The sequence below is a fragment of the Corynebacterium auris genome (assembly GCF_030408575.1).
Taxonomy (GTDB): Bacteria; Actinomycetota; Actinomycetes; order Mycobacteriales; family Mycobacteriaceae; genus Corynebacterium; species Corynebacterium auris.
The window spans coordinates 757,462-778,997 of sequence record NZ_CP047047.1 but is presented as its reverse complement, the minus strand read 5'-3'; the positions used below and the strand labels follow the sequence as shown (position 1 = coordinate 778,997).

21 protein-coding genes are annotated in these 21,536 nt (G+C 67.9%); 8 read left to right on the top strand and 13 right to left on the bottom strand.

Going from position 1 to position 21,536, the window contains the following annotated elements:
• The first annotated feature begins 2 nt into the window (after positions 1-2).
• The gene (locus CAURIS_RS03760) at positions 3-563 is read left to right on the top strand and encodes a DNA-3-methyladenine glycosylase (protein WP_290342888.1); all 561 of its coding nucleotides are present in this window, start codon (positions 3-5) and stop codon (positions 561-563) included.
• Here the strand turns inward: CAURIS_RS03760 and ppk2 are convergent.
• Both ppk2 and CAURIS_RS03750 read right to left on the bottom strand, forming a co-directional pair.
• Positions 560-1,393, bottom strand: coding sequence for a polyphosphate kinase 2 (ppk2, locus tag CAURIS_RS03755; protein ID WP_290342887.1), 834 nt, complete (start codon positions 1,391-1,393; stop codon positions 560-562). The two genes, CAURIS_RS03760 and ppk2, sit on opposite strands and share 4 nt — an antisense overlap.
• 52 nt (positions 1,394-1,445) lie before the next feature.
• Entirely contained in the window at positions 1,446-1,769 is a 324-nt protein-coding gene (locus tag CAURIS_RS03750; RefSeq protein ID WP_290342886.1) for a putative quinol monooxygenase, read from the bottom strand.
• 154 nt (positions 1,770-1,923) lie between these two features.
• Here CAURIS_RS03750 and CAURIS_RS03745 point away from each other — a divergent pair, with 154 nt between their 5' ends.
• Genes CAURIS_RS03745 through CAURIS_RS03735 form a run of 3 tightly spaced genes read left to right on the top strand, consistent with a single transcriptional unit; the run spans position 1,924 to position 6,011 of the window.
• Entirely contained in the window at positions 1,924-2,685 is a 762-nt protein-coding gene (locus CAURIS_RS03745) for a LamB/YcsF family protein (RefSeq protein ID WP_290342885.1), read from the top strand.
• Positions 2,682-4,232, top strand: a complete 1,551-nt coding sequence (locus tag CAURIS_RS03740) for a 5-oxoprolinase subunit B/C family protein (protein WP_290342884.1) — start codon at positions 2,682-2,684, stop codon at positions 4,230-4,232. The genes CAURIS_RS03745 and CAURIS_RS03740 overlap by 4 nt, the downstream gene beginning before the upstream one ends.
• A gap of 42 nt (positions 4,233-4,274) precedes the next feature.
• On the top strand, positions 4,275-6,011 hold the full coding sequence (locus CAURIS_RS03735; protein ID WP_290342883.1) for an ATP-binding protein: 1,737 nt from the start codon (positions 4,275-4,277) through the stop codon (positions 6,009-6,011).
• A 10-nt stretch (positions 6,012-6,021) separates the two neighbouring features.
• On the opposite strand, the gene CAURIS_RS03730 is transcribed toward CAURIS_RS03735, so the two are convergent.
• Positions 6,022-6,804 (bottom strand): putative hydro-lyase, encoded by a 783-nt coding sequence (locus CAURIS_RS03730; protein WP_290342882.1) that lies wholly within the window; start codon positions 6,802-6,804, stop codon positions 6,022-6,024.
• Positions 6,805-6,815: 11 nt separating this feature from the next.
• Positions 6,816-8,060 carry an NRAMP family divalent metal transporter gene (locus CAURIS_RS03725; RefSeq protein ID WP_435384022.1) on the bottom strand — a complete coding sequence of 415 codons (1,245 nt, stop codon included), beginning with the start codon at positions 8,058-8,060 and terminating at the stop codon, positions 6,816-6,818.
• Positions 8,061-8,186: 126 nt separating this feature from the next.
• On the opposite strand from CAURIS_RS03725, the gene CAURIS_RS03720 reads away from it, so the two are divergent.
• The 3 genes from CAURIS_RS03720 (at position 8,187) to CAURIS_RS03710 (ending at position 11,972) form a co-directional block, all read left to right on the top strand.
• On the top strand, positions 8,187-9,005 hold the full coding sequence (locus tag CAURIS_RS03720) for a TraB/GumN family protein (protein ID WP_290342881.1): 819 nt from the start codon (positions 8,187-8,189) through the stop codon (positions 9,003-9,005).
• A gap of 102 nt (positions 9,006-9,107) precedes the next feature.
• Positions 9,108-10,586: an anaerobic C4-dicarboxylate transporter family protein gene (locus CAURIS_RS03715; protein ID WP_290342880.1), complete on the top strand. Its 1,479-nt coding sequence runs from the start codon at positions 9,108-9,110 to the stop codon at positions 10,584-10,586.
• A gap of 36 nt (positions 10,587-10,622) precedes the next feature.
• Complete coding sequence (locus tag CAURIS_RS03710; protein ID WP_290342879.1) at positions 10,623-11,972, top strand: M20 family metallopeptidase; 1,350 nt, start codon at positions 10,623-10,625, stop codon at positions 11,970-11,972.
• A 16-nt stretch (positions 11,973-11,988) separates the two neighbouring features.
• Here CAURIS_RS03710 and CAURIS_RS03705 read toward each other — a convergent pair whose 3' ends face one another.
• The 5 genes from CAURIS_RS03705 to CAURIS_RS03685 form a co-directional block, all read right to left on the bottom strand.
• Positions 11,989-13,791: an ABC-F family ATP-binding cassette domain-containing protein gene (locus CAURIS_RS03705; protein WP_290342878.1), complete on the bottom strand. Its 1,803-nt coding sequence runs from the start codon at positions 13,789-13,791 to the stop codon at positions 11,989-11,991.
• An 83-nt stretch (positions 13,792-13,874) separates the two neighbouring features.
• Positions 13,875-14,855, bottom strand: a complete 981-nt coding sequence (locus CAURIS_RS03700; protein ID WP_290342877.1) for a 4-(cytidine 5'-diphospho)-2-C-methyl-D-erythritol kinase — start codon at positions 14,853-14,855, stop codon at positions 13,875-13,877.
• On the bottom strand, positions 14,845-15,696 hold the full coding sequence (gene rsmA / locus CAURIS_RS03695) for a 16S rRNA (adenine(1518)-N(6)/adenine(1519)-N(6))-dimethyltransferase RsmA (protein ID WP_290342876.1): 852 nt from the start codon (positions 15,694-15,696) through the stop codon (positions 14,845-14,847). Before rsmA ends, CAURIS_RS03700 begins: the two co-directional genes overlap by 11 nt.
• Positions 15,697-15,728: 32 nt before the next feature.
• On the bottom strand, positions 15,729-16,889 hold the full coding sequence (locus tag CAURIS_RS03690; RefSeq protein WP_290342875.1) for a resuscitation-promoting factor: 1,161 nt from the start codon (positions 16,887-16,889) through the stop codon (positions 15,729-15,731).
• A gap of 134 nt (positions 16,890-17,023) precedes the next feature.
• The gene (locus CAURIS_RS03685; RefSeq protein ID WP_290342874.1) at positions 17,024-17,845 is read right to left on the bottom strand and encodes a TatD family hydrolase; all 822 of its coding nucleotides are present in this window, start codon (positions 17,843-17,845) and stop codon (positions 17,024-17,026) included.
• A 12-nt stretch (positions 17,846-17,857) separates the two neighbouring features.
• On the opposite strand from CAURIS_RS03685, the gene CAURIS_RS03680 reads away from it, so the two are divergent.
• Positions 17,858-18,238: a DUF3806 domain-containing protein gene (locus CAURIS_RS03680; protein ID WP_290342873.1), complete on the top strand. Its 381-nt coding sequence runs from the start codon at positions 17,858-17,860 to the stop codon at positions 18,236-18,238.
• A 10-nt stretch (positions 18,239-18,248) separates the two neighbouring features.
• On the opposite strand, the gene CAURIS_RS03675 is transcribed toward CAURIS_RS03680, so the two are convergent.
• From CAURIS_RS03675 to phnC, 4 genes are all read right to left on the bottom strand, one after another.
• Positions 18,249-19,058, bottom strand: a complete 810-nt coding sequence (locus CAURIS_RS03675; protein ID WP_290342872.1) for a MurR/RpiR family transcriptional regulator — start codon at positions 19,056-19,058, stop codon at positions 18,249-18,251.
• Entirely contained in the window at positions 19,021-19,905 is an 885-nt protein-coding gene (phnE, locus tag CAURIS_RS03670; RefSeq protein ID WP_290342871.1) for a phosphonate ABC transporter, permease protein PhnE, read from the bottom strand. The genes CAURIS_RS03675 and phnE (CAURIS_RS03670) overlap by 38 nt, the downstream gene beginning before the upstream one ends.
• Positions 19,906-20,613 (bottom strand): phosphonate ABC transporter, permease protein PhnE, encoded by a 708-nt coding sequence (phnE, locus tag CAURIS_RS03665; RefSeq protein WP_290342870.1) that lies wholly within the window; start codon positions 20,611-20,613, stop codon positions 19,906-19,908.
• 101 nt (positions 20,614-20,714) lie between these two features.
• Positions 20,715-21,521 carry a phosphonate ABC transporter ATP-binding protein gene (gene phnC, locus CAURIS_RS03660; protein ID WP_019194191.1) on the bottom strand — a complete coding sequence of 269 codons (807 nt, stop codon included), beginning with the start codon at positions 21,519-21,521 and terminating at the stop codon, positions 20,715-20,717.
• Positions 21,522-21,536: the final 15 nt, after the last annotated feature.

The window sequence follows — 21,536 nt, the reverse complement described above, 5'->3', positions numbered from 1 at the left end:
CGATGGACATCGACTTCACCGCCCCCGCCGACATCGTCGCCCCGCAACTGCTCGGCTGCCTCATCACCCACAACGGCGTGACAATCCGGCTGACCGAGGTGGAGGCCTACCTCGGCTCCTCCGATCCCGCCGCGCACACCTACCGGGGAAAGACGGCGCGCAACGCGGCGATGTTCGGCCCACCCGGGCGCCTCTACGTCTATCTCTCCTACGGGATCCACCACAACGGCAACATCGTCTGCGCGCCGGAGGGCGAGGGCCAGGGCTGCCTCATGCGCGGCGGGGAAGTCGTCGCCGGGGAGGACCTCGCCCGCCAGCGGCGCCAGCGGCCCGATCGCGCGCCGATCCAGCACGAAAACCTGGCGCGCGGCCCCGGCAACCTGGGCCGGGCGCTCGGGCTCGAGCTGGCGGACAACGGCACGCCCGTCGAGATCAGCGCGCGCGAGGACGAGCCCGAATGGGTGCGCGGCCCACGCGTCGGCATCTCGAAAAACACCGAGGCGCCTCTGCGGTTTTGGGTGCCCGGGGACGCGACTGTGTCGACGCCGCGGGGGCGTCGCTAAGCCTTCTTCTCGAGCTTCCTGGCCACGTCGGGCACGTAGTTGAACTCGTTGCGCGGGGGGCGCTTGTAGCCCTCGCCCTCCGGCCGGTCGGGGATTTCCGGCAGGTCCCGCGCAATCCGCTCGTAGGGGATGGTGGACAAAAGGTGCGATATGACGTTGATGCGCGAGCGCTTCTTGTCCTCGCTTTCGACCGTGTACCACGGGGCCGAGGGGATGTCCGTGTGCACGAACATCTCGTCCTTCGCCCGCGAGTAGTCCTCCCAGCGAGTGATGGATTCGAGGTCCATTGGCGAGAGCTTCCAGCGCCGCAGCGGGTCCTCCCGGCGGGCCTCAAAGCGGCGCAGCTGCTCCTCGTCGGACACGGAGAACCAGTATTTGCGCAGCATGATGCCGTCCTCGACGAGGAGGCGCTCGAAAATCGGCGCCTGGTGCAGGAAGCGGCGGTATTCCTGCGAGGTGCAAAAACCCATGACTCGCTCGACGCCGGCCCGGTTATACCACGAGCGATCGAAGATGACGATCTCGCCGGCGGCCGGGAGGCGCTCGACGTAGCGCTGGAAGTACCACTGCGTCCGCTCGCGCTCCGTCGGCGCAGGCAGCGCTTCGATTCGGCAGGTACGCGGGTTGAGGTACTGCGTGATGCGCTTGATCGCCGAGCCCTTCCCGGCGCCGTCGCGGCCCTCCATGACCACGACGAGCCGCGCGCCCGTCTCCACGACCCACTGCTGCATGTCCACCAGCTCGGCCTGCAGGCGCAAAAGCTCCTTTTCGTACGCCTTCTTCGACAGCTTCGGCGGCTTTCCGGACTTCTTCTTTTTCGCCTCGCTCATGCCTGTCCACGCTACCGTGACCGGCCGCGCCCCTGACTTCTACTCCGGAGTTCTACTCCACCTTGAACTCCGCCATCTCGTCCCACTCGGTTTTGCCCTCGATGAGGGTGTTGATGATGGAGGGGGTCTCAACCAGGATCGTCGGAAACAGCTCGGCCGCCCGCTCGAAATGCTCGGAGTTCACGTGCGCCTCCGCGGCGTCGTCCGCGAAGCCCTCGACGAGGATGTAGCGGCCCGGGTTATCGGTATCGCGGTACCAGTCGAAGAAGAGGCAACCTTCCTCTGCCCGGGTCGCGCGGGTGAAGTCGTCGACGAGTTCGCGGAAGTTCTCCACGTACTCGGGCTTCGGGATGAACCTGACGTTCATCAAAATCATGCGCCCCAGCGTACAAGCACGGCGGAACAGCCCGTCGCCGAAACTCGGCGCCGGGCGCGGTATAAATAAGGCATTGACCACGTGTGGCGAGGGCGCATCCGCCCCAAGCCGCACTCCGTTTCTTTTTGTTTCTTTTTTGGGAAGGCACACGAACGTGAGCACAACCATCGACCTCAACGCCGACCTGGGCGAAACCACGGCCGGCAACCCCGTTGCCGACGACGCCGCCATGCTCGAGATGGTCTCCAGCGCGAACGTCGCAGCCGGCTTCCACGCCGGGGACCCCCACTCCATCGCCGGGACTCTCGCCGCCGCCGCGCGGGCGGGGGTCGTCGTCGGCGCGCACCCCGCCTACAACGACCCGGCCGCCTTCGGCCGCCGCTTCGTGGACTACGCCCCCGCCGAGCTTGCCGACGAAGTGCTCTACCAGATCGGCGCCCTCGACGCGCTCGCCCGCGCGAACGGCACACAGGTGCGCTACGTCAAGCCGCACGGCGCTCTCTACAACACCATCGTCCACCACGAGGCGCACGCCCGCGCGGTGGTCGACGGTATCAAGGCGTACAGCCCCGACCTGCCCGTCATGCTCCTGCCGGGCGGGGTGGCCGTGGACATCGCCGAACGCGCCGGCCTGCGCGTCGTCCGCGAGGCCTTCGCCGACCGCGGCTACACCCCGGACGGCACGCTCGTGCCCCGCCGCGAGCCGAACGCCGTCATGCACGACCCCGACGCCGTGGCCCGCCGCGTCCTCCAGGTCGCGGCGACCGGCTCCGTCACCGCCGTCGACGGCACCGAGATCAACGTCGACGCCGAGTCCGTCTGCGTGCACGGGGATTCCCCGGGCTCGGTCGAACTGACCCGCAGCGTCGTCGCGCGCCTGGCCGACGAGGGCATCGAGATCAGGAGTTTCCTGTGAGCGCACCCGTGGTCAAGCGCGTGGGCAGCCGCGCGCTCATCGTCGATTTGCCTGACCTAGCCACGGTGATGGACTGGCACGCGGCTCTCACCGCGCAGCCGCTGCCCCGCCAAACGGACGTCGTCGCCGCCGCGCGCACCGTACTTGTCACCTTCGACTCCCCCGGCGCGGCCACCGCTGCAACCGAGGCGCTCGCCTCCTACGCCCCGGACGCCGCCGCGCGCGCAACCGCGCGCGACATCGAGATCGAGGTGCTTTACGACGGCGCCGACCTGGCCGAACTCGCGGATTCGCTCGGCATGAGCAGCGCCGAGCTGATCGACTGGCACACCTCCACCACCTGGGTCGCCGCCTTCGGCGGCTTCGCCCCGGGTTTCACCTACTGCGTCCCGGAGCAGCCCGGACGCGCGCTGGACATCCCGCGCCGCGCGACCCCGCGCACCCAGGTTCCCGCGGGCGCGGTGGCGCTCGCGGGCGACTTCTCCGCCGTCTACCCGCGCACCTCCCCCGGCGGGTGGCAGCTGGTGGGCACCACGCGCACTCCGATGTGGGATTCCGCCGCCACGCCGCCGGCTCTGATCTCCCCCGGCGACCGCGTGCGCTACGTGGCCGTCGATGAGCTGCCGGAGCAGGCCGCTCACAGCGAACTCCACCTCCGACGCCCGCCGCGGCGGCCCGTCTTCACCGTCGAGGACCCCGGCCTGCAGGCGCTCTACCAGGACCGCGGCCGACCGGGCAACGGGGATATCGGGGTGACCACCTCGGGCTTCGCCGACAGCGCCTCCGCGCACGCCGCCAACGCCGCTGTGGGCAACCCGCGCGGGGCGACCCTGCTGGAAAACGTCGGCGGCCTGGCGCTTCGCGCCCTGACCGAGGCCGTCGTCTGCGTCACCGGCGCGGAGGCCGACATCACGGTCGACGCCCGCCCGGTTCTTGCCGCCCAGCCCGCCATCGTGCCGGCGGGGGCCCAGCTGGTGGTCTCCGCCCCGCGCACGGGCATGCGCACCTACGTCGCGGTGCGCGGGGGGCTTGTCGCCGACGCTGAGCTGGGCTCCGCGGCCGCGGACATGCTCTCCGGCCTCGGGCCGGCGCCCCTCGCGGAGGGCGACACCGTCTTCCTCTCGCTCGGCCGGCCGCAATCCACGAGCACTCTCCTGTCCAACCCGCTGCGCGTGGCGCGCGAAGGCGCCGACACCGTCGGCGTGGTGCGCTGCGTCCTCGGCCCCCGCGACGACTGGTTTACGCAGGAGGCCGTGGAGCGCTTCCTGTCCACGACCTTCACCGTCACTCCGGAATCGAACCGGGTGGGGCTGCGGCTCGAGTCGGACGACCCGCTCGAGCGGGGGCGCGAGGGCGAGCTGGCCTCGGAGGGAATGGTGGCCGGGTCCGTCCAGATTCCCCCCTCCGGCCAACCGGTGCTCTTCCTGCGCGACCACGCAGTCACCGGCGGCTACCCGGTCATCGCGACGGTCATCAGCGAGGACATCGACGTCGCCGCCCAGCTTCCCCCCGGCGGAAAGATCCGCTTCGAACTTTATTCCGTGTAAAAGACGTGTAAAAGACACGTCAAGGTAAAAGGACTTTTCTCCATGACTCTCAACGCCGTACTCATTGCCAACCGCGGCGAGATCGCCGTGCGCATCGCCCGCACCGCCCGCGACCTCGGCATCCGTTCCATCGCCGTCTACTCCGAGCCCGACACCGGCGCCCTGCACACCCGCGTCGCCGACGAGGCGTACTTGCTGCCAGGCAACACCTCGGCCGAGACCTACATGAACATCCCGGCCCTCATCGACATCGCCCACCGCGCCGGGGCGGACTGCCTGCACCCCGGCTACGGCTTCCTCTCCGAAAACGCCGACTTCGCCCGCGCGGTGCAGGACGCGGGCCTGACGTGGATCGGGCCCGCCCCCGAATCCATCGAGCTTCTCGGCGACAAGCTCGCCGCCCGCGCCGTCGCCGTCGAGGTCGGGGCTCCGCTCGCCCCAGGCACCTCCGAGCCGCTGTCGAGCTGGGAGGAGGCGCGCGACTTCGCGGACGAGCACGGCATGCCGATTGCCATCAAGGCGGCCTTCGGCGGCGGCGGGCGCGGCCTGAAGGTCGTCTTCGACGAAGAGGACATCGAGGAGGGCTTCAACTCCGCGGGGCGCGAGGCGCGCGAGGCCTTCGGCCGCGGCGAGTGCTACGTGGAGAAGTTCCTCACCCACCCCCGCCACGTCGAGGCCCAGGTCCTCGCCGACACCCACGGCAACGTCGCCGTCCTGGGCACCCGCGACTGCTCGACGCAGCGCCGCTTCCAGAAGCTCATCGAGGAGGCCCCCGCGCCCTTCCTCACCGAGGAGCAGCGCCGCAGCATCGAGGAGGGAGCCCGCGCCATCTGCGAAAAGGCCGGGTACGTCTCCGCCGGCACCGTCGAATACATCGTCTCCGAGGACGGCACCGTGTCCTTCCTGGAGGTCAACACGCGCGTCCAGGTCGAGCACCCCATCACCGAGGCCATCACGGGCGTGGACATCATCGCCGAGCAGTTCCGCATCGCCGACGGCCAGCCGCTTTCTTTTGCCGGACGCGACCCAGAGATCACGGGCCACGCCTTCGAGTTCCGCATCAATGCCGAGGACGTCACCAACGGCTTCGCCCCCTCCCCGGGCACCATCACGCACTTCGACGTCCCCACCGGCCCCGCGGTCCGCATCGATTCCGGCGTGACCACCGGTTCGACGATCCCCCCGTACTACGACTCTCTCATGGGCAAGCTCGTCGTGTGGGGCCCGGACCGGCGCACCGCCATCAGCCGCGCCCGCCAAGCCCTCTCCGAGTTCCGGATCGAGGGCGTGCGCTCCGTGCTCCCCTTCCACCGCGACATGATCGACGCCCCCGCGCTGACCGGCGAGAGCATCGCCGTCTACACCGACTGGGTGGACCACAACTACTCCCCCGCGGCCAACCACGAGGTCTCGGACATCGAGCAGCTTTACGACGAGCGCACCAGCGTGGTCATCGAAATCGACGGCAGGCTCCACACCGTGGGCATCCCGGTCTCCCTGCTCAGCGCCGGGGGCGCGCGCGGCGGGGAGGGCGCCACCCCCGAGGCCGGCGCGGGCGCCGAGGCCGGGGCGGGCGCCGTGACCACGAAGTACGAGGCGACCATCGTCGAATGGCTCGTCTCCGACGGCGATAGCGTCTCCGCCGGCGACGCGCTGGCAACCATCGAGGCGATGAAGATGGAGTCCACCATCAAAGCCCCCACCGACGGGCAAGTCGCCCTGGTGGCGAAGCAGGGCGAGCGCGTGAAGGCGAACGCGACGATCGCCACGATCTCCTAGAAAAGCGCCCCTAGGGCACCTGGTAGAAGCTGTCACGCACGTCCGTGACCAGCATCTGCCCGGGCGAGTGGCAGATGGCCAGCTCGGGCTTGGAGCGCATCACCGCGGCCTGCGGGGTCACCCCGCAGGCCCAGAACACCGGGATGGTTCCCGGGGCGATGTCCACGGCGTTGCCGAAATCCGGGGCGGAAAGATCCCGGATCCCGATTGCAGCGGGGTCACCCACGTGGACGGGCGCGCCGTGAACCGCCGGGTAGCGCGAGGTCACACGCACGGCGTCCGCCACCTGCGACGCCGGGATCGGGCGCATGGAGACCACCATCGGCCCCGAGAAGACGCCGGCTGGGGCGCAGTCGATATTCGTGAGGTACATGGGAACGTTGCGGCCCTGCTCGATGTGGGCGACAGGGATACGCGCGCTGAGAAGCGCCTGCTCGAACGTGAAGGAGCAGCCGATCAAGAAGCCGACGGTGTCGGGGGTCCAGTACTCGCCCGCGTCGGGGGTTTCGGCGATGAGCTGGCCGTCGCGGTAGATCCGATACGAGGGGATATCGGTGCGGATGTCGCCGCCGGCAAAGAGCTCCGAGGTGGTCTGGCCCGCCTCAAGCACGCCGAGTAGGGGGCAGGGCTTCGGGTTGCGCTGGGCGAACAAGAGGAAGTCGAAGGCATAGCGCTTGTCGAGGGCAATGAGGTTCGCTTGGGCATAACCAGGCGCAAAGCCCGCGGTTGTGGGCACCTGGGTGGTGCGAGACAACGCGCGGGCTTCGGCCGGGGTAAAGGAAGCGGGGTTCATACCCCGCTATCTTAGGCCCAGAGGGCGGACAGGCCTGCGATCGAGCGCACGCCCATGAACACGGTGAGCACCAGCACAAGCGCGCCGATGATCAGCAGCCACACCGGATACTTGTACCCCTCCAGCAGGTCCTTGCGGCGCCACGCAGCCCACATCACCACCGCGAAGCCGATAGGCAGAATCAGGCCGTTGAAGGCGCCGGCGAAGATGAGCAGCGTCTGCGGGGCGGTGCCCAGCACGAGGTAGAGCACGGCGCACACGGCGACGAAGGCGACCGTCATGATGTTGCGGGTGCGCTCCTTCGTCTGCTGGGTGGTGATGAAGGAGATCGAGGTGTAGGAGGCCCCGATCACCGACGACAGCCCCGCCGCCCACAGGACCAGGCCGAAGGCGCGCAGCCCGAACTCGCCCGCCGCCTCGTAGAAGGCGGAGGCCGCGGTGTTGTCCTGCGACAGGGTCACACCAGTGGCGACCACGCCGAGGACCGCCAAGAAGAGAAGCACGCGCATGATCCCGATGACGACGACGCCCAGCACCGAGGAGGCTGTGATCTGCTTCAGGTTCCCCCGCCCGGCGTTGCCGGAATCGATGAGGCGGTGGACACCGGCGAAGGTGATGTAGCCGCCCACGGTGCCGCCGATGAGGGTGGTGATGACGAGGAAGTCGACCTCCTCGGGCAGGACGGTCTGGCGCAGCGCCTCGCCCACCGGCGGCTGGGAGACGATGGCGACGTAGAGCATGAGCAGGATCATGATGGCGCCGAGGGCCACCACGATGCGGTCGAGGGCCACCCCGGCGCGCCGGGAGAGGAAAATGAAGATGGCGATGGCCGCGGACACGCCGCCGCCGATCCGGGCGTCGATGCCAAACATGGCGTTAGTGCCCAGGCCTGTTCCCGCGATGTTGCCGATGTTGAACACCGCGCCGCCGGCGAAGACGAGCACGGCCATGACCCAGCCGAGGCCCGGCAGCACCTTGTTGCCCAGCTCGTTGGCCCGCAGCCCGGAGATGCCGAGGACGCGCCACACGTTGAGCTGGATGGCGATGTCGACGAGGATGGACAGCAGGATGGCGAAGGCGAAGGCCGCCCCCATCTGCACCGTGAAGACGGAGGTTTGGGTGAGAAAGCCCGGGCCGATCGACGAGGTGGCCATCAAGAAGACGGCGCCGACGGCGGGGCCGATCCCCTTCGGGGCCTGTACCTGGCCCTCTACCTGGGCCTTTGTCGACCCGCCAGTATGATTCGAGTCCGTCATGGACCCCTCCTTTTGTGCCGGAGATGATGAGTTCACCACATCTTAAAGGGGTGAGAGCCAGGACACATAAATGATCCGCGCACCCTTACCCCGTGCTACCCCTGCCATCCCCGCTAGCGTGGGAACATGCCCTCCCCGACCGCTTTTTCCGATTCCCTCTTCTGGTCCGTGACCTCCCCGGCTGGGGCGGAATCACTGGTCTTTGGCACGATCCACGTCATCGACGACACCAAGATTGCGCTTCCCCTCGCCCATCTGGAAAAAGCGCTGCGCCAGAAAGGCACGCTCGTGCTGGAAATCGACCCGCGCGACCTCGACGAGCTCCGGGAGCAGGGGCTGGACAGCCTGCGCGGCGGCGAGGAGGAGGAAAGCGCCAGCGAGACGCTTTCGCCGCGGGACGTCGAGCGGCTGGACACCGTGCTTGCCTCCTCGCCGCGCCTCGCACCCATGAAAGACGAGCTGATGCGGCTTCCCGCCGCCTCTCTCGTGCCGCTCGTCGGTTCGGAGGAGCAGCTGCGCTCGCCCCTGTTTAGCCGCGCCACCCTCGAGCCCGAGCTGTACTTCGCCGACTACGCGCGACGCGTCGGCGCGGACGTCGTCGCGCTCGAAAACGTCGACGTCCAGCTGGCGCACCTGCGCGAGGACGCCGATCTTCCCAGGGCCTTAGACAGCTACTTCGCGGCGGACAGCATCGACATCTTCGAGCGGTACGCGCGGCAGGACCTCGACGTGCTGGCGGACAAGGACTTCACCTCCCCCGCCATGCTGCGGCGCAACCGGGACATGGCCGCCGCCCTGCAGCGTGCCGTGAGCGAGCGGGAGGCGCTGGTGCTCGTAGGCGTGGCGCACCTGCCCCGCGAATCGGGGATCCTCGCTCGCCTCGCCCGGGCCGGGTGGGGTGTGAGCCGGGTCGAGTTGGGCGTCGAGAAGCGCGCCGCGACTTGATGCTCGCCACAGTTGCTTCTTCTTTGGGGCTAGATAATTTACGATAGAAATTATTAAACCGATCAATTTTCCCCATGAATTGCAACTGAACTAGGAGTCAGTATGGATGTCACCATCCTCGTCCTTCAGCTGGTGATCATGCTGCTGTGCATCTGGATCGGGTCGCGCCAAGGCGGTATCGCGCTCGGTTTCTGGGGAGGGGTTGGCCTCCTCGTCATCACCTTTGGTTTCCGCCAGGCCCCCGCCGAACCCCCCGTCGACGTGATGCTCATCATCCTCGCCGTCACCTGCGCCACGGCGGCGATGCAGGCGGCCGGTGGTATCGCGTTCCTGGTCCGCCTGGCGGAAGGCATCATTCGGCACTACCCGCGCCGCATCACCATCATCGCCCCGCTCGTGTCGTACCTGTTCACCTTCGCCGCAGGAACCGGCCACATCCTCTACCCCCTGCTCCCGGTCATCCACGACACCGCGCTGCGCAACGGCATTCGCCCGGAGCGCCCGATGTCCGTCGCGGTGATCGCCTCCTTCCAGGGCATTACCGCCTCCCCGGTATCGGCGGCGATGGCGGCGCTGATCGTGGTCGTCGAACCGATGGGCATGTCGCTGCCGCAGATCATGCTCATCGCCGTGCCCGCCACCCTGCTCGGCGTGCTCGCCGCGTCCCTGGTCATGCTGAACTGGGGCAAGGAACTGGAAGATGACCCGGTGTTCCAGGAACGCGTGGCCAGCGGCGAGGTGGAGGACATCCCGGCCTACGTCAGGGCCCAGCGCATGGCCAAGCGCCGCAACATCTCCGTGGACGAGGCGCTCGTCGAGGTCCTCGGCTCGGAGCCGAGCCCCGAGGAGCGCGAATCCCTCGTGGCGCTGGCGGAGCACCGCCCCGAGGAGGGCGGCCAGCTCGAGGAGGATGCCCTCGCCGAGGACAACGGCGCGCGGGCCGGTTCGCCGCGGATCGCCGCGGCGATCTTCCTCGTCGCCGTGCTCACCGTCGTCGTCCTCGGCGCCGTGCCGGGGTGGCGCCCGCCGAACGCCGACGGCGAGCCCCTCAACATTGCGATCGTCATCCAGATCGTCATGCTCGGCGCCGCGGCGCTAATCGCCACCGTCACCCGTGTCGACGTCAAGCACATCGCCACCTCCTCGATCGCGCGCACCGGCCTGGTGGCCATCGTGGGTATCTTCGGCTTGGCCTGGCTCGGCCTCACCGTCATCGAGGCAAACCAGGAGATCATCGTCGACGGCCTGTCCACCATGGTGTCCAACCAGCCCTGGACCTTCGCCATTGCCCTGTTCGCCGCCTCAGTCGTGCTGTTCTCCCAGGCCTCCACCACGCGCACCCTCATGCCGCTCGGTGCCACGCTCGGACTGGCGGCGCCGCAGCTGGTGGCCATGTGGCCCGCGGTCAACGGCTCCTTCTTCCTGCCCACCTACGGCACGGTGGTGGCCGCGCTCAACTTCGACCGCACCAACACCACCAAGATTGGCAACCTGGTACTCAACCACTCGTTCATGGTCCCAGGCCTTGTCGCCGTGGCCGCCGCAGTGGCAGCGGGCCTTCTGCTCGCCAGCTTCTTCTGACCCGTTCACCTCTCGCATAGATAAGGACACCCCGCCGTGGATTACACCGCACCGCACGAGCCGACCACCCCGTACGACGGCTACATCAAGCACGTCGAGGCCGATACCGCCGCCCGCAAGAAGGTCCTGCGCTACCGCGCCCCGGACCAGGAGGGCGCCTCGGAGCCGCTCAGCCGCGAGCTCGAGCAGATCGTCGAGGAGATCTCCGCGGACATCATCGAGCTTTCCCAGCACCTGCACGCCAACCCGGAGGTCGCGTTCGAGGAGCACGGGTCCGTGGCAAAAATCCAGGAGATCCTGCGGCGCCACGGCCTGGACCTGCGCAAGGGCGCCTACGGGGTGGAGACAGCCTTTGAAACGCAGGTCGGCTCAGGCCACGGCCCCACCATCGCCGTGCTCTCCGAGTACGACGCCCTGCCCGAGATCGGCCACGCCTGCGGCCACAACGTCATGGCCGCGACCGGCATGGGCGCGTTCATCGCCATCGCGGAGCTGCTCAGGCGCCACCCGGACGCGTTCGACGGCACGCTGAGGTACCTGGGTACCCCCGCCGAGGAGGGCCGCTCCGGCAAAGAGCACATGGCGCGCGGCGGTGCCTTTTCCCCCGCGGACATCGACGCCGCCATCATGCTGCACTCCTACGGATTCGACCTGGCCGACCAGGTGTGGCTGGGCCGGCGCGTTCTGCGGGTGACCTTCCACGGCGTCTCCGCCCACGCCTCCTCACAGCCGTTCATGGGACGCAACGCGCTCGACGCAGCGAACCTGACCTACACCGGCCTGGGGCTTCTGCGCCAGCAGATGCCGCCTATCGACCGCGTCCACGCGATCATCACCAAGGGCGGCACGCGCGAGTCCATCATCACCGAGACCGCCGAGATGAAGTTCTACGTCCGCTCCAAGTACCCGGGCACTCTCAAAAACCTCTCGGAGCGCGTCGAAAACGTGGTCAAGGGAGCGGCGCTCATGGCCGGTTGCGGGGTAGACATCGAATGGGACGAGCACCCCGCCACCCTGCCGGTGCGCACCAATGACCAGCTGCTGTCTCGCTGGGTCGAGGCACAGCGCCGCCGCGGCCGAGAGCCCCTTCCGCTGGGCGTTGTCAGCGAGGACATCGCGGCGTCCACCGACTTCGGCAACGTCTCCTACCGAGTCCCGGGCATCCACCCGTTGGTCAAAGTCGCGCCCGAGTCCTCTGCTCTGCACACCCGCGCCTTCGCCGCCTCCGCGGGATCCGCCGCCGGCGACAAGGGCGCGGTCGACGGCGCGTATGGCTTGGCGCAGGTCGCCCTCGACTTCCTCACCGACGCGGCGCTGCGCGACGCGGTCAAGGCGGAGTTCGAGGCCGCCGGCGGCACCACGGACGTGGCCCACTTCTTCGACTAGGCCGAAAGGCCCACGCTCAGCCCTCCAGCTGCTCCCCCAGCTCGAGCCACTGCGTCTCCAGCTCCTCACGCTGCCCCCGCAGCCCAGAGGCCTTTTCTGTCTTTTCCCCGATCTCCTCGAAATCGGGGTCGCTCCCCTGCGACAGCGCCGCGACCTCGGATTCCAGCGCGGCGATCTGCTCGCCGAGCTTGTCCATTTTCCGCTCCAGCGAGCGCATCTTCTTCGTCAGCTCGTGCTGCTCCTGCGCGGAGACCGCCCCCGCCGTTTCCTCGGCCTTGTCTCCGGCCTCGCCGAGGTCCAGCACGCCAGCGGGGCCCTCCATCGCTTGACGACGCCTCAGGTACTGCTCAATTCCCCCCGGCAAGTTGGTTAGGTTGCCGTCCCCGAACAGCGCGTAGGTGGAGTCCGCGATGCGCTCGATGAGGTAGCGGTCGTGGGAGATAACCACCAGGGTGCCGGGCCAGCCGTCCAGCAGGTCCTCGAGCTCCTGCAGGGTGTCGATGTCGAGGTCGTTGGTGGGCTCGTCGAGAAGCAGCACGTTCGGCTCGCCCATGAGCACCCTCGTGAGCTGCAGGCGACGGCGCTCCCCGCCGGAGAGGTCGCCGACGGGGGTGCGCTGGCGCTTCGGGGAAAACCCGAGCCTTTCGGCGAGCTGTGAGGCCGACAGCTCCTTTTTCCCCAGGGAGATGTAGGTGGCCACGTCCTCCACCGCCTCGATCACCCGGCGAGTGGGGTCGAGATCATCGAGCTCCTGGCGCAGCCAGCCGATGCGGGTGGTCTGACCCTCGATGCGCCTGCCCGCCGCCAGGGGGTACTCGCCGGCCAAGGTGCGCAAGAGCGTGGTCTTACCGGAGCCGTTGACCCCCACCAGGCCGATGCGCTCGCCAGGCGCGAGGCGCCAGGTCAGGTGGTCGACGAGGGTGCGCCCGTCGGGGGCGTCGATACGCGCGTCCTCGAGCTCGATGACGACGCGGCCCTGGCGCTGCTTCGAAAACGCCATGAGCTCGACGCTGTCGCGCGGGGCGGGGACGTCGGCGATGAGCGCCTCGGCGGCCTCGATGCGATACCGCGGCTTGGAGGTCCGGGCGGGCGCGCCGCGGCGCAGCCACGCGAGCTCCTTGCGCGCGAGGTTACGGCGGCGTTGCTCGATGGCGTCGGCCTGGCGGGCGCGCTCGGCGCGGGCGAAGGTCCAATCGTTGTAGCCGCCCTCGTAGACGTCCACCGTGCCGTCGTGTACCTCCCAGGTTAGCGTGGCCACGGTGTCGAGGAACCAGCGGTCGTGGGTGACCACGACCACCGCGACCTTGCGGCTGAGCAGGTGCTCGGCGAGCCACTGCACGCCCTCGACGTCGAGGTGGTTAGTGGGCTCGTCGAGCACGACGAGGTCGAGGTCGTGGACGAGCGCCGCGGCGAGGTTGACGCGGCGGCGCTCCCCGCCGGAGAGGTTGCCCACGGCCGTGTCCAGGCCGAGCTCGACGACGCCGGTGCCCTGCAGCACCTCGCGCACCTTCGCGTTCGACGCCCACTCGAAGGTCTCCAGGCCCAGCGGCTCGACGACGGCCTGACCCACGGTCAGGGACTCGTCCAGCTCGAAGCGCTGCGTCACCACGGCCATGCGCAGGTCCGAATTGTGCGAGACGCGCCCCTCGTCGGGCGGCTCGATGCCGGTGAGCACCTCGAGCAGGGTCGTCTTGCCGCCGCCGTTGACGCCGACGATGCCGATGCGGTCGCCGGTTTGGACGCCGAGGGAGACGCCATCGAGCAGCGTTTTCAGCCCCCACGTCTTGGAGACGTTTTCGAGATTGATCAGGTTAGCCATAGGCCCTCAAGTTTAAGGGGTGCTTCGCGGCCGCCTCCCGCCCGCCGGAGTTTTGTCTCGTGGCACGGGCCACGCGCACGCATTTACAACGCGTGCGCGCCCGGGGCGGGGCCGGCGGTGAAAAAGGCCTCGTAACCGGGGAAGCGTTGCGCTAGTTCCGCGAGCACCTGCGCCGCGTGCTCCTCGTCTCGGCACAAGACCGCGACCGTGGGGCCCGACCCGGAGACGAAGGCCCTCAGCCCGAGTTCGGCGGCCTGCTCGAGCAGCGGGCGAAGCTGCGGGCGCATCCGCACAGCGGCGGGCTCGAGGTCGTTGTGCAAGGCGGGGGCCAGGGCCTCGGGTTCGCCGGTGAGGAGGGCCCGGGCCAGCGCGGCGGTGTCGAGGTGCGCGACGAGGGCGGGGTTGTCGTGGCGGAGGTCGTCGAGAAGCGAAAATGCCTCTCCCGTGGGCAGGCCCACGCGGGGGTTGACAAAGACCCAGTGGTAGCGCCCGCGCGCCATCATCTCCACGAGCTCGTCGCCGCGCCCGGTCCCCAGCGCCGTGCCCCCCGCCAGGCAGAAGGGCACATCCGCACCGAGGGAGCGGGCGAGGCGGCCCAGAGCGTCCTCGCCCAGCGGGGCGTGCCCGTAGGCGCCGACGTAGTCGTTGGCGGCCACGAGCGCCGCTGCGGCGTCTGCGGAGCCGCCCGCCATGCCGCCGGCGACGAACACGTTCTTTTCCACCACGACCTTCACCCGCGGCAGCTCGACGGCCGCGCGCGGGTACTGGCGCCGGTACTCCTCGACGACCGCGTCGACGGCGCGCCAGGCGAGGTTCGCGGGCCCGTCGATATCCTCCCCGGGCTCCGCGACGCCGTAAAACGTGCTCATGCCCTCCACGACGGAGCCCGCGGAAACAGTCTCGAGCGCGGGGCTGACCAAAAGCCGCACCGCTTCCCTCCGCTCGACCGCCTGGAAAACGGTCACCAGCTCGTGGTAGCCGTCGCGGCGCGCCTCACCGACGCCGAGGTGCAGGTTCACTTTGCCCGGCGCGGAGGCGGAGAACTCCCGCGGCTTATCCTTCACGCGCAGCCCCCAGCCCGGCGAAGTCCGCCACCGACAGCTTCTCCCCGCGCAACCCCGGGTCAATGCCCGCCTCGCGCAGCGCGGCCTCCGCGGCGGCCGGCGAGCCGTAGACGCCGGCCAAAGTGGAGCGCAGCGTCTTGCGGCGCTGGGCAAAGGCGGCGTCGACGAGCTCGAAGACAGCGTCGCGCTTGTCGCGGGGGTAGGGGTTATCCACGTCGATGCGCACGAGCCCGCTTTCGATGTTGGGCGCGGGCCAGAAGACGTTTTTACCGATCACCCCGGCGCGCGAGACGGTGCCGTAAAACGAGGCCTTGACGCTGGGCACACCGTAGATCTTGGAACCCGGCTCGGCCGCAAGCCGGTCCGCCACCTCTTTTTGCACCATGACCAGGACGCGGCGGATGGAGGGGAACTGCGCCAGCAGGTGCAGCAGCACCGGCACCGAGACGTTGTACGGCAGGTTGGCCACCAGGGCGGTCGGCTCGACGTCGAGGTCGGCGCGCGTGACGCGCAGAGCGTCTGTGTTCATCACGCTGAGGCGCTCGGCGTGGTAGGGGGCGCGTTGCTGCACCGTCTGCGCGAGCCGACCCGCCAGGCGCGGGTCGATCTCGAGGGCGACGACACGGCGGGCCGTGTCGATGAGGCCGAGCGTGAGGGAGCCCAGGCCCGGTCCGACCTCGACGACGACGTCTGAGGGTTCGAGGCCCGCTGCCGCGACGATGCGGCGCACTGTGTTGGGGTCGTGGACGAAGTTCTGGCCGAGCTTTTTCGTCGGCACCACGTCCAGTTCCTGCGCCAGCTCCCGGATCTCCGCCGGGCCCAGCAAGTGGGCTTCCGTCATGGTGGTCTAGGGTAGCAGCGCCCCCGCGCCCTCTAGCGCAGGCCGAGCTTGGCGGTGCAGGCGGGCCACGCGCCCCAGCCCTGCGCGGCCTGGGTCTTCTCGGCGATGGCGATCTGCTGCTCGCGGGTGGCCTGGTCCGCCGTCGGGGCGTAGGCAGTGCCGCCGTAGGCCGCCCAGGTGGACGGGTTGAACTGCAGGCCACCGTGGTAGCCGTTACCGGTGTTGATGGACCAGTCGCCGCCGGACTCGCACGCCGCGATGGCGTCCCAGACCGAGCCGTCGGCCACGGCGGGGGCCGCGGGGCCGGCGGTGGCGGTCCCGGCGCCGGCGGTAGCCGTCACGGTCGGCTTAGTCCCACGGGCGATCGTCGCCGGCTTCGCCGCGCGGGTCTCCTTCTCCTGGGCCTCGCCGGTCGACTCCACCTGGCCGTTGACGGTGACGGTGCGGTAGGTGATGGTCTTCTCGCCCTTCTCACCCGGCTCGCGCACCTCTTCTTCCCCGGCCGCGAGGTTCTGGTCGTCGACGTAGTTGGCGGGGGCGTCGAATTGGACTGTCTCCACGGTCTGGGCCACCTCGACGCGGTCGATGCGGATCTCCATGTTCTCCTCGACCGGGGCGTCGAGGGCCACGCTGACGCGGTCGTTCGAGTCGACCGCGATCCCACGCGCGGCCAGCAGCTCGCCCACGGTCTTTTTCGCGGCGGAGGTGTAGACGACCTCTCCGCCGTCGTTGACGGAGACGATCTTCGGGGTGGTGACGTCGATGGTCATGCCGTCGGTGACCGGCTGGCCCGGGTCGACGTCGGTGGCGACGGCCGCGTTCATCCCGGCCTCTCCGATCAGGTCCGCGACGGTCGCCGCGGTCGAGGTCAGCTGCTGCTCGGCGCCGTCGACGACGAGGGCAACCGGCTTGGCGGTAACCACGGTCACGGTGTCGCCGCTGGCGATTTTCTCCCCCGGCGCAGGGGAGACGAGGTCCGCGGCGCCAAGGCTCACCCCCGCCGCCCGGAGCACGCCGTCGACATCGCCCGCGTACGTGCGCACGTGGGAGGCCTCGCCGTTGACGTCCACGGTGACCGCCTTCTGCGCGGCGACGGCCGTGGCCCCTCCTCCGACGATCACTGCGCCCGCGACGCTGCCGGCGACGACGCGGCGGGTCGCGGTGGTGCGGGTGTTGATTCGCTTGGCAGACATATACGAAGGTTCCTCAGGTCTGTGTCGGGTGCGGCGGTAACAACAAGTCGTAACAATACGATAACGATGGGCCTCACGCAAGAACGCCCGGACGGCAAGGTATCACCATTCACATCGGCCCCACCGGCCACTTTTTAGAGGCCGAAAACGCGGTCAAAGGTCGCAGCAACCTCGCCCGCTAGCTTCTCGACGCCCACCCCGCGCGCCTCCGCCACCACCCGCGCTGTGTGCCCGATCAGCGCCGGCTCGTTGCGCGCCCCCCGGTACGGCTCCGGGGTCATGTACGGCGCGTCCGTCTCAATGAGCACCTGCCCCGCAGGGGCCAGCGCCGCGGCCTCGCGCAGCTGCGCGTTGCGCTTGAACGTCACGTTTCCCGCGAAGGAGAGCACGTACCCGCGCTCGATCGCCTCCCGGGCGACCTCCAGCGGAGAGGAAAAGCAGTGCAGCATCACCTCGCGCGGGCGCGGAGAATCAGCCAGGATACGCAGCAGATCCTCGTCGCCCTCGCGGTTGTGGATCATCAACGCCCTGCCGCTGTCCACCGCGAGCTCGATATGCCAGCGCAACGCCTCCTCCTGCACGTCGAGCGGCGCTGTCGAGCCGGGGTCGTGCGAGATCCAGTACGTGTCTATGCCCGTCTCCCCCACCGCCACACAGCGCGGATCGTGCGCCATCTCCCGCAGCCGGGCGCGCGCCGCCTCGTCGAGCTCGTGGGCGCGCGTCGGGTGGATCGCGCAGGCAGCGAAAATACGCGGGTTCGACTGCGCCGCGGCGAGCGCCGCCTCCGCCTCCTCCAGCCCGTCGCCGACGGTACACACACGCTCCACGCCGGCCTGCAGGGCGCGCGCCACCAGCTCGTCGGCGTCGGGGCCTGTGGAGGCGAGGTGGGTGTGAGCGTCGATAAGCCCCGCGACCTTTGGCGCGGGGACGGGTGTGGGGCGCGATTTCTTGCTCATAGGATCAACCCTATGGCATACACAGATCTCACTTCCGCTACCCGCCGCCAGCTTGCGGCCGACCTCGCCGAGGCCGCGGGCCGCGGCGTCAACGGCAGCGTCGACGCCATCGTCGCCTCCTTCGAAGAGGAGCTCGCTTCCTACCTGCAGCTTGACGACGACCTCAAGCGCGCCTACCCGCGCGGGGAGACCGCCCGCGTCTTCGGCACCGCGCTCGGCGAGGCCCTCGTGCGCGAGCACGGCTTTCGGTGGGCCATGCTGTCCGACGACTACGGCACCGACCTCGTCGTCGTCCGCGGCGACAAGTACACCGCTCCGCTCGTCGTCGTCCACACGCGCTTCGACGACGAGGAGACCGGCAAGCTCACGACGTTTGTCGGGCAGTTTTTGTAGATGTTGGGTGCTACCCTTCGAGAGACTCGCCGACGAGAGCCATCACCGTTGCGCGCCACTGCGCGCTGCGCTCGCCGCGTTCGGCGTGAAGAGCTTCAACCAGCTGCTCAGTGAGCACCATCAAGGCTGCTCGCGACGTGTAGAGCAACTCCGCTTGGAACGAGGGGTCAACCGGTGGGACAAGGAGGATCACATCCGCGAGCTCAGCCACGGGCGAAGGCGCAAACGACGTCGCGGCAATGACCGTCGCCCCGCTATCGCGCGCTTGAGATACGACCTCGAGAGTCGCTCGATTCGCCCCCGAGCCCGAGAAAACAAAACACACGGAGCCGTCGCCCAGAGAATGCGCCGCAATGCGCTGGGTCATTGTATCAGCGTGAAATTCTGCCGGGCGACCAGCGGAAATCAGCCTTTGTGCGAGGTCAAAACCCAGCGGCGCGGACAGACCGTTGGCAGCGACCAGCACCCGATCAGCACCATCGAGCAGGTGCACGGCACGCGACAGTGATTCTTCATCAAGCGCAGCAAAAGAATCGTCCAACCGTCGAGAAAAAGCCGCAACGTTGCTCCGCACGGTGTCGATCAGCGATTCATGGCCGTCTGATATTCCCCCCGGGGGAGCGCCGACGACCTGTTGCGCCAGCGCCACACGTAGTTGCGGGAAACCAGCGTAGCCCAGGCTCTGCGCGGTGCGAACGACGCTCGCACGGCTAACACCGACGAGGTCAGCTAACTGCTGTGCTGTCATTTCGACAGCTGCTGCCGGATCAGCCGCGATCGCTTCAGCGACCGCGCGCTCCTTCGGCTGCAACGAGGACATCGCGGCGGCGATCCTCACGCTCGGAATCGCTCCCGGTCTCGGGGACACTGGCACGAACGGTGGCTCCTCTCATGATGCGGTTGCGAATGGCGCCGGAAATCACGTCGACAACCATCGTGGCGATGATGATGACGATGAGCGTCATACCTACCACGTCCCACTGACGATAGTTGGTGTAGTTCGACAGCATGTCGCCTATGCCGCCAGCCCCCACCATGCCCAGTACCGCGGAGGTTCGGATGTTGATCTCGAAACGGTACAGCGCGAAGGAAATGAGCGCCGGAGCGGCTTGAGGCCACAACGCCCAACGCACCGTCTCGGCCGTCGTACCTCCAGCAGCGCGGACGGCCTCAGCAGGGCCCGGTGGCAGCGACTCGATACTCTCGTATGCCCACTTCGATTGCTGGCCGATGCCAGAGATCGCAAGCGCCAACACACCAGTGAACGGAGTCAGGCCGGTCACAGTGAGCAAAATAATTGCAATCACCGCTTCAGGGAAAGCGCGGATCACAGCGAACAGCCCTCGGAGTGCTGCACGTAGCCATGCCGGGCCAACTCCCCTAGCCGCCAGCATGCCAAGCGGAATCGCAAAAATGACGGTACCGATCATGCCGATCCACGCCATAGAAATGGAACGCCACATCTCTGTCAGCGCCCGTGATAAACGCGACGTGTCGGGGTCCTTGAACATCAGCGTGAGGTACTCCCACACCTGGGCGGGGACCTGGGGCAGGTCGCTCCACGTGATGCGCAGAGAGGAGAAAGACACCACAATGACCACCGCGATGACGATCGAGACCACAGTCTCGTATGTCTTCCTCGGTGTGCGGGGAAGCGTCATGTCCATTTAGATCAGCCTCTTTCGCAACCAGTTCGACAGCATCTCCACCAGCACGACGACCGCGAGGATCTCTAGGATGATGATGGACACGTCCTCGTACGCGAAGAACGAGCGACGCTCCTCGAGCAGGCGCCCGATTCCACCTGCACCGACAAGCCCTAGGATTGCCGAGACTCGGACGTTGAGCTCCAGCGTGTACAGCCACTGGTTCATGAACAACGGCATGACCTCCGGAAGGGCCATGGCGCGATTGATCTGAAACTGGGTACCACCCGCTGCGCGCCCAGCCTCAATGTATCCGTGATTTTCGGAGTCGATCGCCTCGGAGACAAGCTTGACCACGATGCCAATGTTGAAGAGAAAAAGGGTGATCACGCCGGGCAGTGCGCCAACGCCGACCATCGCCACGAGGATCGAGGCGTAGACGAGATCTGGTACAGAACGCACGACGTTAATTACGGTGCGGACAATGGCTCGCCCGACACTGTTTGGATTCGTCGGAGTGGCGGCCCACAACGTCAGTGGAATCGAGATCACAGCAGAAAGCACCGCACCGACTATGGCCATTTGTAATGTCTCCACCATCGGTCCTACTGTCCTAGGGACGAAGGCGAGGTTCGGCTGGAGCATTTGCAGCAGTTTGTCGGCACCATTGCGCCAGTTCCTCGCTATCGACGCAATGTCGACGTCGATGCCGCCGATGCGCGGCGTCATGGTGAGAGCAGTAAATCCGACGACGGCCACGACAATCAGAGCCGTTCGTACACGCTGCGTAGGCTTCTCCGGCAGCGTGGGCCGCATATGCGCAGGCGTCATCAGCGCCTCCCCGTCATATCACCCGGCAGCACGCTACGCCCGTAGATCTGCTCGAAGTCAGCATCTGTCGCGTCGGCGGCCGGACCATCGTAGACGAGCTCGCCCTGACGTAGACCGACCACCCTCGTTGTGTACTGGCGGGCGAGATCAATGACATGCAGATTAACCAGCACAGTCAATCCTTGCTCCCGGTTGATGCGCATTAGGTCAGCCATCACCGAGTGAGCTGTGGGCGGGTCGAGGGAGGCCACTGGTTCGTCGGCAAGCATGACGGCGGGCTGCTGGGTCAGAGCCCGTGCGATGGCGACACGCTGCTTCTGCCCTCCGGATAGCGCACCAGCGCGGGCCCATATTTTCTCGAGCATTCCGACGGAATCTAAGCAGCGGAGCGCAAGCTCCTTGTCCTCGTCCGCCGGAATGTCGAAGAGGGAACGCCACCAAGGCGTACGAGCGAAAGTGCCGACCAGCACGTTGTGGTAGACATCGGTACGCTCCGCCAAATTAAATTGCTGGAAGATCATGCCGATCTGGCCGCGTGCTTCGCGTAGTTGCTTGCCCTTGAGTTCGCTGATGACGTGCGGGCCAACGCTGACCCGTCCTGCGGTCGGCTCGGCGAGACCATTGATGGTTCTAATCAGCGTCGATTTGCCGGAGCCGGAAAGCCCCACGACGGCAACCATCTCACCAGGTTCTATCCGAAGCGAGACGTCTTTCAGGGCTTGCGTCCCGTTCGGATACGTCACGGAGACGCTATCGAGCACAATAGGCCACGGCTCGCGGGTGTGGCCAACATCATCCTGCAGCATGGCGGTTCCTTGTGT

What these genes read in the sequence shown, in the direction of transcription:
- CAURIS_RS03685 (WP_290342874.1), bottom strand. Translation starts at nt 17,845, where the DNA reads ATGAGCAAGAAATCGCGCCCCACACCCGTCCCCGCGCCAAAGGTCGCG.
- CAURIS_RS03720 (WP_290342881.1), top strand. Translation starts at nt 8,187, where the DNA reads ATGCCCTCCCCGACCGCTTTTTCCGATTCCCTCTTCTGGTCCGTGACC.
- CAURIS_RS03735 (WP_290342883.1), top strand. Translation starts at nt 4,275, where the DNA reads ATGACTCTCAACGCCGTACTCATTGCCAACCGCGGCGAGATCGCCGTG.
- CAURIS_RS03705 (WP_290342878.1), bottom strand. Translation starts at nt 13,791, where the DNA reads ATGGCTAACCTGATCAATCTCGAAAACGTCTCCAAGACGTGGGGGCTG.
- CAURIS_RS03715 (WP_290342880.1), top strand. Translation starts at nt 9,108, where the DNA reads ATGGATGTCACCATCCTCGTCCTTCAGCTGGTGATCATGCTGCTGTGC.
- CAURIS_RS03730 (WP_290342882.1), bottom strand. Translation starts at nt 6,804, where the DNA reads ATGAACCCCGCTTCCTTTACCCCGGCCGAAGCCCGCGCGTTGTCTCGC.
- CAURIS_RS03690 (WP_290342875.1), bottom strand. Translation starts at nt 16,889, where the DNA reads ATGTCTGCCAAGCGAATCAACACCCGCACCACCGCGACCCGCCGCGTC.
- CAURIS_RS03725 (WP_435384022.1), bottom strand. Translation starts at nt 8,060, where the DNA reads ATGACGGACTCGAATCATACTGGCGGGTCGACAAAGGCCCAGGTAGAG.
- phnE (WP_290342871.1), bottom strand. Translation starts at nt 19,905, where the DNA reads ATGGACATGACGCTTCCCCGCACACCGAGGAAGACATACGAGACTGTG.
- CAURIS_RS03760 (WP_290342888.1), top strand. Translation starts at nt 3, where the DNA reads ATGGACATCGACTTCACCGCCCCCGCCGACATCGTCGCCCCGCAACTG.
- CAURIS_RS03680 (WP_290342873.1), top strand. Translation starts at nt 17,858, where the DNA reads ATGGCATACACAGATCTCACTTCCGCTACCCGCCGCCAGCTTGCGGCC.
- rsmA (WP_290342876.1), bottom strand. Translation starts at nt 15,696, where the DNA reads ATGACGGAAGCCCACTTGCTGGGCCCGGCGGAGATCCGGGAGCTGGCG.
- CAURIS_RS03675 (WP_290342872.1), bottom strand. Translation starts at nt 19,058, where the DNA reads ATGTCCTCGTTGCAGCCGAAGGAGCGCGCGGTCGCTGAAGCGATCGCG.
- ppk2 (WP_290342887.1), bottom strand. Translation starts at nt 1,393, where the DNA reads ATGAGCGAGGCGAAAAAGAAGAAGTCCGGAAAGCCGCCGAAGCTGTCG.
- CAURIS_RS03750 (WP_290342886.1), bottom strand. Translation starts at nt 1,769, where the DNA reads ATGATTTTGATGAACGTCAGGTTCATCCCGAAGCCCGAGTACGTGGAG.
- phnE (WP_290342870.1), bottom strand. Translation starts at nt 20,613, where the DNA reads ATGACGCCGCGCATCGGCGGCATCGACGTCGACATTGCGTCGATAGCG.
- phnC (WP_019194191.1), bottom strand. Translation starts at nt 21,521, where the DNA reads ATGCTGCAGGATGATGTTGGCCACACCCGCGAGCCGTGGCCTATTGTG.